The organism is Sphingobium sp., assembly GCF_033795625.1.
In the GTDB taxonomy this organism is placed as follows: Bacteria; Pseudomonadota; Alphaproteobacteria; order Sphingomonadales; family Sphingomonadaceae; genus Sphingobium.
The window spans coordinates 46,130-62,283 of record NZ_JARYGI010000007.1 but is presented as its reverse complement, the minus strand read 5'-3'; the positions used below and the strand labels follow the sequence as shown (position 1 = coordinate 62,283).

Annotated in this window: 11 protein-coding genes; 2 read left to right on the top strand and 9 right to left on the bottom strand. The window is 63.6% G+C overall.

What is annotated here, in order from left to right; all coding sequences use genetic code 11:
* Positions 1-18: 18 nt before the first annotated feature.
* A complete protein-coding gene (locus QHC67_RS05255) occupies positions 19-2,280 on the bottom strand; it encodes an NADP-dependent malic enzyme (RefSeq protein ID WP_319291993.1) in 2,262 nt (753 codons plus the stop codon).
* A 117-nt stretch (positions 2,281-2,397) separates the two neighbouring features.
* Between QHC67_RS05255 and mutS the strand changes: the two genes are divergently transcribed.
* Together mutS and QHC67_RS05245 are read left to right on the top strand one after the other, a co-directional pair.
* A complete protein-coding gene (gene mutS / locus QHC67_RS05250) occupies positions 2,398-5,022 on the top strand; it encodes a DNA mismatch repair protein MutS (protein ID WP_319291990.1) in 2,625 nt (874 codons plus the stop codon).
* Positions 5,023-5,065: 43 nt separating this feature from the next.
* Positions 5,066-7,840, top strand: coding sequence for a [protein-PII] uridylyltransferase (locus QHC67_RS05245; RefSeq protein ID WP_319291987.1), 2,775 nt, complete (start codon positions 5,066-5,068; stop codon positions 7,838-7,840).
* Here the strand turns inward: QHC67_RS05245 and QHC67_RS05240 are convergent.
* The 8 genes from QHC67_RS05240 to ispG all read right to left on the bottom strand — a co-directional run bounded on the left by QHC67_RS05240 (position 7,837) and on the right by ispG (position 16,125).
* Positions 7,837-8,343 carry a L,D-transpeptidase family protein gene (locus QHC67_RS05240; protein WP_319291984.1) on the bottom strand — a complete coding sequence of 169 codons (507 nt, stop codon included), beginning with the start codon at positions 8,341-8,343 and terminating at the stop codon, positions 7,837-7,839. The genes QHC67_RS05245 and QHC67_RS05240 overlap by 4 nt on opposite strands.
* Positions 8,340-9,401 (bottom strand): GTP cyclohydrolase II, encoded by a 1,062-nt coding sequence (gene ribA / locus QHC67_RS05235; protein ID WP_319291982.1) that lies wholly within the window; start codon positions 9,399-9,401, stop codon positions 8,340-8,342. The genes QHC67_RS05240 and ribA overlap by 4 nt, the downstream gene beginning before the upstream one ends.
* 7 nt (positions 9,402-9,408) lie before the next feature.
* Positions 9,409-10,206, bottom strand: a complete 798-nt coding sequence (gene xth / locus QHC67_RS05230) for an exodeoxyribonuclease III (protein WP_319291979.1) — start codon at positions 10,204-10,206, stop codon at positions 9,409-9,411.
* A gap of 278 nt (positions 10,207-10,484) precedes the next feature.
* Complete coding sequence (locus QHC67_RS05225; RefSeq protein WP_319291976.1) at positions 10,485-11,111, bottom strand: outer membrane lipoprotein carrier protein LolA; 627 nt, start codon at positions 11,109-11,111, stop codon at positions 10,485-10,487.
* 83 nt (positions 11,112-11,194) lie between these two features.
* Positions 11,195-13,453, bottom strand: coding sequence for an FtsK/SpoIIIE family DNA translocase (locus QHC67_RS05220; RefSeq protein WP_319291973.1), 2,259 nt, complete (start codon positions 13,451-13,453; stop codon positions 11,195-11,197).
* Between the two features lie 113 nt (positions 13,454-13,566).
* The gene (locus tag QHC67_RS05215) at positions 13,567-14,046 is read right to left on the bottom strand and encodes a GNAT family N-acetyltransferase (RefSeq protein WP_319291970.1); all 480 of its coding nucleotides are present in this window, start codon (positions 14,044-14,046) and stop codon (positions 13,567-13,569) included.
* Positions 14,043-14,945 carry a DMT family transporter gene (locus tag QHC67_RS05210; protein WP_319291968.1) on the bottom strand — a complete coding sequence of 301 codons (903 nt, stop codon included), beginning with the start codon at positions 14,943-14,945 and terminating at the stop codon, positions 14,043-14,045. The genes QHC67_RS05215 and QHC67_RS05210 overlap by 4 nt, the downstream gene beginning before the upstream one ends.
* A 28-nt stretch (positions 14,946-14,973) precedes the next feature.
* Positions 14,974-16,125, bottom strand: coding sequence for a flavodoxin-dependent (E)-4-hydroxy-3-methylbut-2-enyl-diphosphate synthase (gene ispG / locus QHC67_RS05205; protein ID WP_319291965.1), 1,152 nt, complete (start codon positions 16,123-16,125; stop codon positions 14,974-14,976).
* Positions 16,126-16,154: the final 29 nt, after the last annotated feature.

Genomic DNA, 16,154 nt, shown 5'->3' with positions numbered 1-16,154 from the left:
GAACGGGAGGAGTTCAGATCAAAGGGCGATCCCGCCCGCCGCCAATACGGCCAGCGTCACCAGTTCGCTGGCGGATGAGGCCATGGTGGCGACCTGCACCGGCTTTTCCAATCCGACGAGCATCGGCCCGATTACGGAATCGCCACCCAGCTCACGCAACAACTTCGCCGACAGGTTCGCCGATTGCAGGCCCGGCATCACCAGCACATTGGCAGGCCCCGATAGGCGACAGAACGGATAGTTCTTCATCACGGTCGGGTTCAATGCCACGTCCGGCGCCATCTCGCCTTCATATTCGAAGTCGACATTGCGCTGGTCCAATATGGCCACTGCCTCGCGCAGGCTCGTCAGCCAGTTGCCCGAAGGATTGCCGAAGGTCGAATAGGACAGGAACGCGACGCGCGGTTCATGCCCCATCCGGCGGGCGACGGCCGCCGTGTCCATCGCGATGTCCGCCAGCTCTTCGGAGGTCGGGCGCTCGTTCACGGTGGTGTCCGCCATGAACACCGTATGGCTCTGGCCGACGAGCACATGGATGCCGAACGGGGTCCGGCCTGCCGCCGGATCGATCACGCGGCGCACGTCGCGCATCGTTTGCGAATAGGTGCGCGTAACGCCGGTGATCATCGCTTCCGCTTCGCCAAGCTGCAGCAGCAATGCGCCGAAGACGTTGCGCTCGCGGTTCACCATCCGCTCGCAATCGCGGCGGAGATAGCCGCGGCGTTGCAGGCGCTGGTACAGCAGGTCCACCATCTTGGGCACCAGCGGCGAATTGACGCTGTTATGCACCTCGAAGCTGTGCGGATCGCTGACCCCGAGCGCCCGCAGCCGGTCATAGACGTCCTGCCGCCCGACGAGCACCGGAATGCCATAGCCGCCATCGCGGAACTGGATCGCCGCGCGCAGCACCACTTCCTCCTCGCCCTCCGCAAAGACGACGCGCTTGGGTTCGGCCTTCGCGCCCTCATAGGCGAGCGTCAGGACGGAGGTCGTGGGGTTTAGGCGCGCCTTCAGCGACTGGCGATAGGCGGCGATGTCCGGGATCATCTTCTGCGCCACGCCACTGTCCATCGCGGCCTGCGCCACGGCTGCGGGCACGACTTCCATCAGTCGTGGATCGAAGGGAGCCGGAATGATGTAGTCGGTGCCGAAGCTATGCGACTTGCCATAGGCTTTGGCGACTTCTTCCGGCACAGCCTGCCGGGCGAGCGCGGCGATCGCTTCGGCCGCGGCGATCTTCATGGCTTCGTTGATCGCCGTCGCCCGCACGTCGAGCGCCCCTCGGAAGATGAAGGGGAACCCCAGGACATTGTTGACCTGATTGGGATAATCCGACCGGCCTGTCGCGACGATGGCATCCGGGCGCGCAGCCTTCGCTTCGGGTGGCGTGATTTCAGGATCGGGATTGGCCATCGCAAAGATGATGGGTTGGGGGGCCATATCCCTGACCATATGTCCTTTGAGCGCGCCTGCCGCCGACAGCCCGAGGAACACGTCCGCACCCTTCAGCGCTTCTTCCAGCGTGCGCGCGTCTGTCTTGGCGGCATGCGCGGATTTCCATTGATCCATGCTCTCGGCGCGGCCCTGGTAGATCACGCCGCTGCGGTCGCACATGATGACTTGATCGTGCGGCACGCCCATGGCCTTGATCAGCTCGGTACAGGCGATCGCCGCCGCGCCCGCGCCATTCACCACGATCTTCACGTCCTTGATGTCACGCCCGGTCAGATGAAGCGCGTTGATAAGCCCCGCTGCGCAGATGATGGCGGTGCCATGCTGGTCATCGTGCATGACCGGAATGTTCATCTTTTCCTTCAGCGCCTGCTCGATGATGAAGCATTCCGGCGCCTTGATGTCCTCCAGATTGATGCCGCCGAAGCTGGGCTCCATCAATGCGACGGCATCGATGATCGCCTGCGGATCTTCGCTATCCAGTTCGATGTCGATGGAATCTACGTCGGCGAACCGCTTGAACAGCACGGCCTTGCCTTCCATCACCGGCTTCGACGCCAGCGCGCCAAGATTGCCGAGGCCGAGGATTGCGGTTCCGTTGGAGATCACCGCCACCAGATTGCCCTTGGCCGTGTAGTCATAGGCTGTCGCAGGATCTTCGGCGATGGCGCGCACAGGCACGGCAACGCCCGGCGAGTAAGCCAGCGCCAGGTCGCGCTGTGTCGCCATGGGCTTGGACGCGATGATCTCGATTTTTCCTGGGCGGCCCGCGGAGTGGAAGAGGAGAGCCTCGCGCTCGGAAAACTCCACGTTCGATTTATCGCTCATCTTCAAGTCTCCGCCGCGTTCAGGGCTGCCCTAGCGGCTTTTGGGGAGATTCTACAAGGCCAGCCGAATATTTCTGTCCCTTTCGCCGGGCCGCCCGAGCGGCTATCGCACGTGCAAATGGCTCACAGCAGTTCCTCTCCCGCCAGCGCTTCGCCAACGCCGATGATGGCGCAGTATCTGACCCTCAAGGCAGAGGCCCCCGACTGCCTGCTGTTCTACCGGATGGGCGATTTCTTCGAACTGTTCTTCGATGATGCAAAGGCGGCCGCCGCGACGCTGGACATCGCCCTGACATCGCGTGGCGAGCATGAAGGCGCGCCTATCCCGATGTGCGGCGTGCCGGTCCACAGCTCCGAAATGTATCTCGCGCGGCTGATTCGTGCGGGGCATCGCGTCGCCATAGCCGAACAGACCGAGACGCCTGCAGAAGCCAAGGCGCGTGGATCGAAGTCCCTCGTCGCGCGCGCCATCGTCCGATACGTCACCGCGGGTACGCTGACCGAAGACACGTTGCTCGACGCGCGCACCGACAACATGCTGGTGGCCATAGCGCAGGTCGGGCAGGACTATGGCATAGCCGCAGCGGACATATCCAACGGCCGTTTCGAAACCATCTCCGTTACGTCTTCGCAAGTTTCCGCCGAGTTGGCGCGCCTCTGCCCAAGCGAAGTCGTCGTGCCCGTCGGCTTATCGTTCGACCTGGCGATGGCGTCCCACCCCTTCGATCGGGCAATGTTCGACAGCGCCAGGGCGGAAACTTTGCTGAAGCGGCATTATGGCGTCGCCACTCTGGATGGCTTCGGCACCTTCGCCCGGGCTGAACTGGCGGCTATGGGCGGGCTGCTTGGCTATCTCGATCACGCCGGAAAGGGAACGCTGCCCTTCCTCGCCGCGCCGGTTCGCCGCAGCACCGACGCGCATATGGCCATCGACGCCGCCACCCGCGAAAGCCTTGAAATTGTGCAGACCATGGCTGGCCAGCGCACGGGCAGCTTGCTCGCCGCTGTCGACCGCACGGTGACGGGCGCGGGAGCGAGGCTGCTTGCTGCCGATCTGGCGGCTCCGCTTCTCGACCAGCCGCAGGTAGAAGCGCGGCTGGCACTGGTGGCGTGGTTCCACCGCGATGGCAGCACGCGCGATTATCTGAGAACAGCGCTGCGTGCCCTGCCGGATATCGGGCGCGCCCTCGGTCGTATAGCCATGGGACGCGGGTCGCCTCGCGACCTTGGGCAACTTCGCGATGGCCTTGGCGAAGCGCGCCTCCTGCGCGAGCGGCTGGGCACCGTGTCCGATCGCCCTGCGCTTCTGGAAAAGCTGCTTCCCGCTTTGGAGGGACATAGCGACCTCATCGATCGGCTCTCCCGCGCGCTCGTCCCCTCCCCGCCGACGGAGAGCGCCAGCGGCGGTTATATAGCCGATGGGTATGACGCCGCGCTGGATGAACTGCGCCGCCTTGCAGGTGATGGCCGGCGCGCCATTGCCGCCCTCGAGGCGCAATATCGCGACCAGACCGGCATCGCGTCCCTGAAGATCCGCCACAACGCCGTGCTCGGCTATCATGTCGAAGTGCCCGCCAAGCATGGCGACGTCCTGATGCGGGACGGCAGCGGCTTCACGCATCGCCAGACGTTGGCGGGCGTGGTCCGCTTCAATTCCATCGACCTCCACGAGCAAGCCAGTCGCGTAGCCCAGGCGGGCGGTCACGCGCTCGCCGCCGAAGCCGCGCATTTGGAGGAGCTGATCGAAGCCGTCCTCACGCGCAAATCCGCAATCGACGCTGCCGCCCGCACCCTTGCCCGCCTTGACGTCGCAGCAGGTCTGGCCGAACGCGCCGCGGAAGGCGGCTGGTGCGCGCCGGACTTTGCCGAAGGTCGCTGCCTGGAGATCATCGGCGGCAGGCACCCGGTCGTGGAAGACGCCCTGTCCCGCGAAGGCCAGTCTTTCGTCGCCAACGACTGCTGCCTGTCGGAAGCGGACCGCCTCTGGCTTGTCACTGGCCCCAATATGGGCGGCAAGTCGACCTTCCTTCGCCAGAACGCATTGATCGTCATCCTCGCGCAGGCGGGCAGCTTCGTTCCCGCCACCAAGGCGCGTCTCAGTCTCGTGGATCGTCTGTTCAGTCGGGTTGGCGCGTCGGACAATCTCGCGCGCGGGCGATCCACGTTCATGGTCGAGATGGTGGAAACCGCCGCCATCCTTTCGCAGGCGACCGAGCGCAGTTTCGTGATCCTCGATGAAGTCGGACGCGGCACGTCCACTTATGACGGTCTGGCGCTGGCTTGGGCCGTGGTCGAAGCCGTGCATGAAGTGAACCGCTGCCGGTGCCTCTTCGCGACGCATTATCACGAACTGACGCGCCTCGCCGAGAAGCTCGACGCGCTATCGCTGCATCACGTTCGCGCCCGCGAATGGAAGGGCGATCTCGTCCTGCTACATGAATTGGCGAAAGGACCGGCGGATCGCAGCTACGGCCTTGCCGTGGCGCGCCTCGCCGGCCTTCCCCCTGCCGTTCTTGCGCGGGCAAAGGATGTCCTGAAACGTCTGGAAGCGGGCAAGGCGAAGACCGGCGGGATCGCCGCGGGGCTGGACGATCTGCCCCTGTTCGCAGCGTCGATGATCAAGGAAGCCGCACCGTCGGACCCCCTTCGCGACACTCTCGCCGCCATCGATGTGGACGCGCTGAGCCCCCGCGAGGCTCTAGAAGCGCTCTACCGCTTGAAAGGGCTGCTCGACGGCGCGTGAATCAGCGGTTTCATCACTAAGCGACAATCCCTACATAGTGCCCATGCCCAGCTTGTTCGATACGCTTTCCAATCGCCGCGCGATCATCGACCGCCGCATCGTCGCGGATCGCATCGCCGCGCTCGCGGAGCAGCACGGGCCGAATCTGCAACCTCTCCGCGCCGCCATTGTCGAGGAATTGCGGACTTCGCTGGAAGCTGGCCGTATCGAGGCCGCGCGCCGCCTTGCCATGCATCCGACCCGCGGTCGCGAAACCGTGTCGGCATTCGCGTTCCTCATCGATCAGATCCTGCGCATCCTGTACGACGCAACGACGAACTACCTGCATCCGGTGGGCAACCGAAGCACATCGGAGCGGATCGCCCTGATCGCGGTCGGCGGCTACGGCCGGGGCGAGATGGCGCCGCATAGCGATGTGGACATCGGCTTTATCACCCCATGGAAGCCTACTGGCTGGACGGAGCAGGTGATCGAATCCATGCTCTATTCGCTCTGGGACCTGGGCCTGAAAGTCGGCCACAGCAGCCGGTCCATCGATGAAACCGTGCGCATGGCGAAAAGCGATCTCACGATCCGCACTGCGCTGCTCGAAGCGCGGTATATCTGGGGCGACCGTGCCTTGTATGAGGAAACCTCCCGCCGCTTCGACGAGGAAGTGGTGAAGGACACCGGAAAGGCTTTCGTCGCGGAAAAGCTGCAGGAGCGCGATGTCCGGCACAAGCGTATGGGCGACAGCCGCTACGTGGTCGAACCCAATGTTAAGGAAGGCAAGGGCGGCCTGCGCGATCTGCACACGCTCTTCTGGATCGGCAAATATGTGAATCGCGTACGGTCCGTCGCGGAACTGGTCGAGGCCGGATTGCTGACACGCCAGGAATTACGCCAGTTCCAGAAGGCGGAAGACTTCCTCTGGGCCGTGCGCTGCCACCTGCACATGATCACCGGACGGGCAGAGGACCGGCTGACCTTCGACCTGCAGGTCGAGATCGCCGCACGCACGCATTTTTCGGGCCGCAACGGGCAATCGGCAGTCGAGCGCTTCATGCGCTACTACTTCCTCAATGCGAAGACGGTGGGCGATCTGACGGCAGTGTTCCTGGCGCATCTGGATGACCGCCTTGCTGCGAAGGGGCATCGCTACATACCGAGCTTTTTCCGCAGGCCGAAAAAGCTCGACGGCTTCATTCTCGACCGTGGCCGCATTGCGCTGCCCTCCGACGACTTCTTTCAGGCCGATCCGGTACGTCTGCTGGAGATCTTCGCAGTCGCCGACCGGCATGGCCTTTCCATACATCCCTCCGCGATCCGCGCCGCCAGCCGCGATGCGCACCTGATCGACCGCCACATCCGCAAGGATGCGCGCGCCAACGCCGCTTTCCTGGATGTCCTGACGTCGCCCCGCGATCCCGAGACAGTGCTGCGCTGGATGAATGAAGCCAGTGTGTTCGGCCGCTTCATTCCCGACTTCGGACGCGTCGTCGCGCAGATGCAGTTCGACATGTATCACCACTACACCGTCGATGAGCATACCATCAGGGCCGTCGGCCTGCTCGCGCGTATCGAAAAGGGCGATGCTGAAGTCGATCATCCGCTCTGCACCGCCTTGATGGACAAGCTGCTGTCGCGGCGCGCCCTGTACGTCTCGGTATTGCTGCACGACATCGCCAAGGGGCGGGGCGGCGATCACAGCGTTCTAGGCGCGGAGATCGCGCTTTCGCTCTGTCCGCGGCTGGGCTTGAGCGCAGCGGAGACGGAAACCGTGTCCTGGCTCGTCCGCTATCACTTGCTGATGTCGGCGACGGCCTTCAAGCGCGACCTCTCCGATTACAAGACGATCATGGACTTCACCGATGTCGTGCAAAGTCCCGAACGCCTCCGCCTGCTCCTGATCCTGACGGTGGTCGACATCCGGGCGGTCGGCCCAGGTGTGTGGAACAGCTGGAAGCGGCAATTGCTGAACGACCTCTATGACGCGGCAGAGGAAGTGCTGCGTCTCGGGCACAAGCAGAACGGCCGTCGCGAAAAGGTCGAGGCGAAGCAGGAAGCGCTTCAGGCAGCGATGGGCCTGTCCGAAGCCCAATTCGCGTCCCTGAAGAAAAGATTCCCCGAATCCTACTGGATTGCAGAGCCCGACGACATTCTTCAGCAGAACGTGCGTCATGTCATGGCGGCAGGCGATGCGCCCCTTTCGATCGCCGCCGAAGTCTATCCACAGCGCGGCGCGACTCTCGTCACTGTCTACGCCGCAGACCATCCCGGCCTGTTCTATCGGGTCGCGGGCGCTATCCACCTCGCCGGTGGCAACATCATCGACGCGCGCATTCACACGATGCGTGATGGCATGGCGATCGACAACTTCCTCGTCCAGGACCCGTTCGGTGGCCGTTTCGACAGCCCCGAGCAACTTAACCGAATCAAGCGTTCCATCGAGGAAGCGCTCTCGAATCGACACAAACTCATCACCAGGCTGGAGGCACGCCCCCTGCCCCGCACGCGTGCTGAAGCGTTCCACATCGTTCCGAACGTGCTGATCGACAACAAGGCATCCAATCGCTTCACGGTCGTCGAAATCAACGCGCGCGACCGCCCGGCCCTGCTTTTTGCGCTCGCCAACGCCCTGTTCCAGTCGAAAGTCACGGTGCACAGCGCCCATGTCGCGACCTATGGCGAGCGGGCCGTCGATACCTTCTACGTCACCGATCTGCTCGGCGGAAAGATCGAGAGCAAGGCACGGCTGCAGACGCTGGAGCGGAGACTTCTCGAAGCGGCGAGTTCCGAATTTACAGAGGTGCAGGAACGGAGCCGGGAAGTCGCCTAACGGATGACCATGACCGTATCAGAGCGCAGCATCGGCAACAGCGCCAGCATGTCCGCCTTGGCAATTGCAACGCACCCCTCGGTCGGCCGAGCCTCCACCCAGCAGTGAAAGAATATTGCGCTCCCCGCCCCCGGCACCGGCGGTGCATCATTGTGGCCGAGCACGACGATCACGTCATAGGCTTCGTCTTCGCGCTGCAGCGTCTCCGCCGAATAGCCGTGCGGCAGCCGGACGGGGCGGTTATATTCCGGGTCGCCCCTTCCATCCGACCAGCCATCCCCCGGACGTGTCCACCGCCAGGGCAATGCCGGCAAGACATCCAGCATCAACCGATCGCGGCGCAACAGAGCGCCTCGCACTGGCCATGATCCCGAAGGCGTGCAGCCATCGCCTTCATGCTTGTCCGCAGCGGCGCACAGCCCACCCTTGCCGATCGCGCAATTCACATCCATCGTGCCGAAACGCAAACGCCGCCTGGCGCTATCGACTGCAACGATGCTCACAGCTGGTGCCCTGTGCGATCCCGTTTGGTGGCGAGATAGCGGTCGTTATGCGGGTTGGCTTCGATCGCCAGCGCCAATCGTTCGGAAACCGTGATCCCGGCCGCCTCCAGTCCTGCGACCTTGGCCGGGTTGTTGGTCAGCAACCGCACCGTGCCGATCCCAAGCAGGTCCAGCATCCGCGCGGCGACGGAGAAATCCCTCGCGTCGATGGCGAAACCGAGCCGGACATTGGCGTCCACCGTATCAAATCCCTGATCCTGCAACGCATAGGCCCGCAGCTTGTTGACGAGCCCGATCCCCCGCCCCTCCTGCCGCAAATAGAGCAGCACGCCCCAGGGCGCGTCGGCGATCTGGTGCAGCGCCTCATGGAGCTGCGGCCCGCAATCGCACTTCAGCGATCCCAGCACGTCCCCGGTCAGGCATTCGCTGTGCAGCCGGACCACAGGTGGCGAGGAATCGCGCTTGCCGACGATCAGCGCGATATGCTCACGGGGTTCTTCCGGGCTGCGGAAGGCGACGATCTCCGCGTCCTCACTCGCTGCTACGGGCAGCCGGGCGCGCGTGGCGATCAGCAGGCGCGCGCCATCATCATAGGCTGCCACATCCTCGATGCTCACCTGGGCTTCGCTTTCGCCATCCGCGCCCACGAAGAAGGCTGGCAATATGCCCGCCAGCCGCGCCAGCCGAAGCGTCGCCGCTGCGGCATCCGGCGCAGTCAATGGCTGTGCCTTGAAAGGCCCCTTCAATGGCGTCCCAAGATCACGCACTGGGTCCGCAATGGCCATCGCGACATCGCGGTCGATCCAGGGCACGCGCGCGACCTGCACCGGCATTTCGGGATCGGCAGCAGCGCGCTGGTTGGTCAGCTTCAATGTCTCGGCGCGCGCCGCGGAAATGAGGATATCGGCCTGATCGTCGGGATCGAACGCCGCCAGCGTCACGGCGTCCGCGGCCTCCACCGCCATCACCCGCAAGGCTCCGTCCTGGCCATAGACGGTGACCGGCCACCCCCGGCGCAGCGCATCGATGGCGCGAGCGGCGGCTTTGGGGTCCGTCACATGCGGCTCAGAAAGAGAACTCGGTGATCAGCGGCACGTGATCGGAAGGCCGCGCCCATCCCCGAATGGGTTCGACGACCCGATGGCTGACAGCTTTATCCGCCAGTTCCGGGCTCACCCACATATGATCGAGCCGCCGCCCCCGATCGCTCTCCGACCAGTCGCGCGCGCGATAGCTCCACCATGTGTACAGCCGCTCGGGCGCGGGAAAGAACTTGCGGCCCAGATCCACCCAGTCATGAGATGCCTGCAGCCGTGCCAGAATCTCGCATTCCAGCGCAGTGTGGCTGACGGTGTTGATAAGCTGCTTGTGGCTCCACACGTCGCATTCCAGTGGCGCGATGTTGAAGTCGCCGGTCAGGATCGTCGGCTTATCGGCGAGATTGGACGACCATTCGATCATCCGTTCCAGAAAATCGATCTTCTGGCCGAATTTGGGGTTGATGTCGCGATTGGGCTCTTCACCACCGGCGGGAACATAGACGTTTTCCAACCGGACTCCATTGTCCAGCCGCACGCCGATATGCCGCGCCTCGCCATTGGCCTGCCAGTCGAGGCGGTCGTCTTCGCGGATAGGTATCTTGCTGACGATCGCGACGCCATGGTGCATCGGCTGTCCATTCAGCTTTTGGTGATTGTAGCCATATTGACGGAACAGCCCGGCCGGAAAGGTGTCGTTGACGACCTTGGTTTCCTGCAGGCACAGAATATCGGGAGCTTCTTCAGCCAGGAAGCGCTCAACGATATCGAGACGGGCACGGACGGAGTTGATGTTCCAGGAAGCAATCGTGACGGTTTCACTCATGGGATACCCACTAGGGTCCAAAATGCGCAAGGGCAAGCCACGAGCATGAGCCGCTCCGCCCAAGAAAAACCCCCGCTCCGGGGGCGTGGAACGGGGGTCTCGATTGCGCCTTTGTGCGCTTCGCGGCAAGAGCAGGGGCCGGGGGTAACAGGGGGGAAATCCCAAGGCTGCTCTTGCCGTGAACCCTCTCTAGCCTCGCCCATATGAGCGTCAGATGAACGAGCATGGTCAGAAATTCCGTTTATCTCATTCCGTCCCAAAGGGGTCTCTTTCTGCCTTCATCCGGAGCGACCGCGAGGCCGCGGGTCCGTCCAGCGGAAGGCGGAATCGGCGATCGGAATGCCGTAGCGGTGGTTGGTCAGGCGGATCGTCGTCCGGTTGTTCTGCGAATCGAGCGCCACCCAGCCGTATAGCTCCAGACCCGCAGGCGAGGCCGGCTTGCGCTTGAACACCAGGGTTATGGTGCCGAATTCCGGCCGCTTCGGATCACGGGCCTCTACACTCAGCACAGTAGGATCGCCCGTCTGAACGACACGCCCGAACTTCGACAGATCCTTGCTCGGATCGATCAGAGCAGCCAGAGGCGAACTGCCGATCGGCCAGCGTTGCACCTGCCGCACTTCGTAATCGATCATGGTCAGCGCCCTGCCATCTCCCACGATCAGCAAGGGCACCCCCTTCTGATATTGGAAGCGGACCTTGCCCGGCTGCTTCAGCGTCAGTCGACCATTTAAGGTTCTGCCATTGCGGTCTGTCTGGGTGAAGTCAGCCGTCATAGTGGTGACGGCGCGGATATACGCATTCACCTGAGCAAGATCGGACCGCTGCGCCGACGCCGGATCGGCTGGCAACAGGGCAACGGCTGCAACAGGCGCCACAGCGAGAGCAAGCGCGATGCGCTTCATGACTTGGTCTCCATTTCTACCTGGTGGGATAGTAGGACGGCGCCATTGAACCTGCCGTGAACTTCACAGTTCCGGATAAGGCACTAGAGCGGATTGCCCGCCTCGTCCCTCAGCACTTCGCGCCGCCCGACATGGTTGGGCGCACCTACCAGGCCCTCTTCTTCCATGCGCTCGATGAGGCGTGCTGCGCTGTTGTAGCCGACACGCAACTGGCGCTGCAGCCAACTTGTAGAGGCTTTCTGGTTCTCGAAGACCAGCTGGCAGGCCTTGCGGTAAAGCTGCGCGTCAGGGCTGTCGTCGCCCAGATCCACGCCATCGAGGGCGAAGCTGCCTTCCTCCGGCTCCTCGGTAACGGCGGATATGTAATCGGGCTTGCCCTGCGCACGCCAGTGATCGGCGACGGCGCGCACTTCATCGTCGCTGACGAAGGGGCCGTGGACGCGCGTCAATTGCTTGCCGCCCGCCATGTAGAGCATGTCGCCCTTGCCCAGCAGCTGCTCTGCGCCCTGCTCGCCCAATATGGTGCGGCTGTCGATCTTGCTGGTCACGAAGAAGCTGATGCGCGTCGGCAGGTTCGCCTTGATGACGCCGGTGATGACGTCGACCGACGGCCGCTGCGTCGCAAGGATCAGGTGAATACCCGCCGCGCGCGCCTTTTGCGCCAGCCGCTGGATCAGGAACTCGACTTCCTTGCCCGCCGTCATCATCAAATCGGCGAGTTCGTCCACAACCACAACGATCTGTGGCAGGGGCTGAAAGTCGAGCTGCTCCTCCTCATATATCGGTTGCCCGGTCTCGGGATTATACCCGGTCTGCACGCGACGGCCGAGTGGCTTGCCCTTTGCCTTCGCTGCCCTCACTTTCTCATTATAGTTGGCGAGGTTGCGCACGGAGATCGACGCCATCATGCGATAGCGGTCCTCCATCTGCTCCACCGCCCATTTCAGCGCGCGAATCGCCTTTTGCGGCTCGGTGACGACGGGCGAGAGCAGATGCGGGATATCGTCATAGGTCGACAGTTCCAGCATCTTGGGATCGATCATGATCAGGCGCAGCGAATCGGGCGTCATCCGGTACAACAGCGACAGGATCATGCAGTTGAGGCCGACCGACTTGCCCGATCCGGTCGTACCCGCGATCAGCAGATGCGGCATCGGCGCTAGATCCGCGATGACCGCATCGCCCGAGATGTTCTTCCCCAGCACGATCGGGAGCGCCGCCTGCTGATCGCCGAACTGCTCGCTTTCGATCAGTTCGCGCAGCACAACCGATTCGCGCTTGGCATTCGGCAGTTCGATGCCAATGACCGTGCGCCCCGGTATCGTCGCCACGCGCGCCGAGAGCGCCGACATGTTGCGGGCGATATCGTCGGCCAGCGCCACGACCCGGCTCGCCTTGATCCCCGCGGCCGGTTCCAGCTCATACATGGTGACGACCGGGCCCGGCTTCACTTCGGTGATGTGGCCCTTCACGTGGAAGTCGTCGAGCACGCTCTCCAGCAAGCGCGCGTTCCGCTCAAGCGCGGCCTTGTCGATCTTCACGATCTGGCTAGGCGCCGCTTCGGTCAGCAGGTCCGTGGATGGCAGGGAACTCGATCCGAACAGATCGTCCTGCCGCGATACCGGCGCAAAGGGGCGGGGCGGGGCGGCAGGCTTGGGTGTCTGGATGTTGATCGGCGGCTTGGGCTCGTTCGACACCGCCTTGCGCGGCACCGCTTCGCGCTCCTCGACCAGCACGTCACCCTGTGGCGGCACCGCGCGCTTGGTCAGGCTGAAGCGGGGCAGATTGGGTCGCGTCAGGTGGATCAGCGGCTTTTCCAGCGCAAGACTGCGATACCACAGCCATGCCCCGGCGATCAGCGTCGCAATCACCAGCAGCCCGACGATCCACTTCTGCCCCGCGTCCGGCGCCATCGCGATCAGGCTCAGCGTCCCCCGCGCCGTCAGCATCCCGACGATCCCGCCCCATCCGGCAGGCAGCGCCACCAGCGGCTGCGTCTGAAACAGTGAAAGACCGATGCCGATCAGGACGATGCCCGTCACGCACTTGCCCGCCTGCCCCTGCCAGCCGCTCATGTCCTGATCGCCCCACAGCCGCCGCGCGCAGACAAGGATCAGCGGCAACAGCAATGCCGCCGGCACGCCAAGCAGCCAGAGCAGGAAATCGGACGTATAGGCACCCGGCGTCTGCATGAAATTCTGGGCGAAGCCGCCCGCGACCGTGTTCAACGACGGATCGCTCGGATGATAGCTTAGGAGGGCAAGCAGCAGGAACAGGCTGAAGACGTAAAGCGAGATCGACCCGATCATCGCACCGCTGCGAATCAGGCTGCGCTTCAGCATTTGCCGCCACTCCGGCGTGCGCTTCGATGCCCGGCTGGCCACTTCGATCCCCGTTCGTGCTTCAAATGTTCCGGCTGCGCCCTTGTCCCTTAACCGGGAGTCTCCGTCAAGAGTCAGCTACTTGCGAGCGCCACGAGCGCGTCGCCGTCCATACGCTGGATCGTCCACTCCTCCATCGGCTTCGCGCCGAGCGCGCGATAGAATTCGATGGACGGCGTGTTCCAGTCGAGCACCGACCATTCCAGCCGCGCGCAGTCCCGCTCTATGGTAAGACGCGCCAGTTCCGCAAGCAGAGCCTTGCCCGCCCCAGATCCGCGCGCTTCGGGCACCACGAACAGGTCTTCCAGATAGATCCCCGGCCGCCCCTCGAACGTCGAGAAGTTGTGAAAGAACAGCGCGAAACCGATGCCGGCCCCGTTGCGCTCGGCAATCAGCACCTCCGCCATCGGCCGCGACCCGAACAGATGGCGCGACAGCACATCCCTATCCGCCCGAACCGCATGCGAGAGCTTTTCATACTCCGCCAGCGCAAGGATAAAGCCGTGGATCAGGTCGATGTCGTGCGGCACGGCATGGCGTATCGTAACGGTCAACTGGCACTCCCTTCCACATGGGCGGCAATCTGCGGATTGCGCCGCGCCGCGATCAGGCATCCACCGACGATCAGCACGGTTCCGCCCAATGTCGCGACGGTCAGCCGCTCGGAAAAGAACAACCAGCCCATGATCGCCGCCCAGACGAAGGCTGTATACTCCACAGGAATAAGGCTCTGCGCCTCCGCACGGGCATAGGCCCAGCTCAGGCACATCAACGACACGAACGCAAGGCCCGCCGCACCAAAGATCATAGGGGCGTGGCTTGTCTCAGGGACCACGGCAAGGAACGGCGAAAAGGCGCCGAACACGGCGAGCATCACCAGATGCTGGAAGAACGCCACTTCTACCGGCGAAGCGACGCCGGCCTGTTGCTTTTGCAGGATCAGGTTCCATGCGAACAGCACGGCTGAAAACAGGACAGCGCCTGCGCCAAACACCGCCTCCTGATCATAGTCGCCCCGTAGCCGCGCCGCCAGGATTACGGCGACACCCGCCAACCCGAGCACGGATGCCGTTATGGCACTCCGCCCGATCCGCTCCTTCAACAGCAACGCGGCTAGGTACAGCGCAATCAGCGGGGCTATGAAGGACAGCGCGATCGCTTCGGCCAGCGGCAGTTTTGTAAGCCCGAAGAAAAAGAAGAACGCCATCAGCGCAACGACGCCGCCGCGCAGCAGGTGAATGCGCAACACAGGCCACGCGGGCCAGCCCTTACGCAGCATCACCATACCGATAATCCCCATCAGGGTTCCCGCCAAGGCCCGCCACAGCAGGGCGTTGTACACGCCGATGGCAAGGCTCAACCCCTTCATCACTGCGTCCATCGCCGAAAACATGGCCACGCCGACGCAGCACACGGTAAAGGCGAGCGCCAGCGGAACGGGACGGCTCTTCATGAGCATGGCAAACCAGGCGGAGGCCGGACTATTCCGCCGCCACGCTCTCCGCCGTGCCTGCGTCGGTGGTGAACGCCTCGATCTCGGCGGCTTTCGCTTCCACCAGCTTGACGATGTGGTCGATCATGTCGGCGTCCTGCACATGATGGTCGGTAACGCCCGACAAATAGACCATGTGCTTGCCGTTGCCGCCGCCCGTAATGCCGATGTCGGTCTCACGCGCTTCGCCGGGGCCATTGACCACGCAGCCCAGCACCGAAAGCGACAGGGGCGTCGAGATATGGGCCAGACGGTCCTCCAGAGCCTGCACCGTCCGGATCACGTCAAAACCCTGCCGCGCACAGCTTGGGCAGGACACGACGCGTACGCCGCGTGTCCGGATGCCCAGAGATTTCAGGATTTCGTATCCTACGCGCACTTCCTCTTCCGGCTCGGCGGACAGCGACACCCGGATGGTATCGCCCACGCCCGCCCAAAGGAGATTGCCGATGCCGATGGCGCTTTTCACCGTGCCGCCGATCAGGCCGCCTGCCTCGGTGATTCCCAGATGCAGCGGGCAATCCACCGCGTCGGCCAGTTGCATATAAGCCGCTACCGCCAGGAACACGTCACTTGCCTTCACCGCGACCTTATATTCGTGGAAATCCTGATCCTGCAGCAGCTTGATGTGGTCGAGCGCACTTTCCACCAGCGCCTCGGGGCAGGGCTCGCCATATTTCTCCAGCAAGTCGCGCTCCAGCGATCCGCCGTTCACCCCGATGCGAATCGCGCAGCCATTCGCCTTGGCCGCGTCCACCACTTCCTTCACGCGGGATGCGGAGCCGATATTGCCCGGATTGATCCGCAGGCAGGCCGCGCCCGCGTCCGCCGCTTCCAGTGCGCGCTTGTAGTGGAAATGGATGTCGGCGACGATCGGCACCCTCGCGGCGCGCACGATCTGCTTCAGCGCCGCCGTCGATTCCTCGTCCGGGCAGGACACGCGGACGATGTCCACCCCCGCATCCTCGCACCGGCGAATCTGGTCGATCGTCGACCGCACGTCGTGCGTCAGGGTATTCGTCATCGTCTGCACAGTGACGGGCGCGCCGCCGCCGACGGGAACATTGCCGACCATGATCTGACGCGACTGCCGCCGCGCGATATCGCGCCAGGGACGCAGGCCGGGATTATGCTCTGACATGAAGGGGCTCCAGTTGTTGCTGCCCCTAT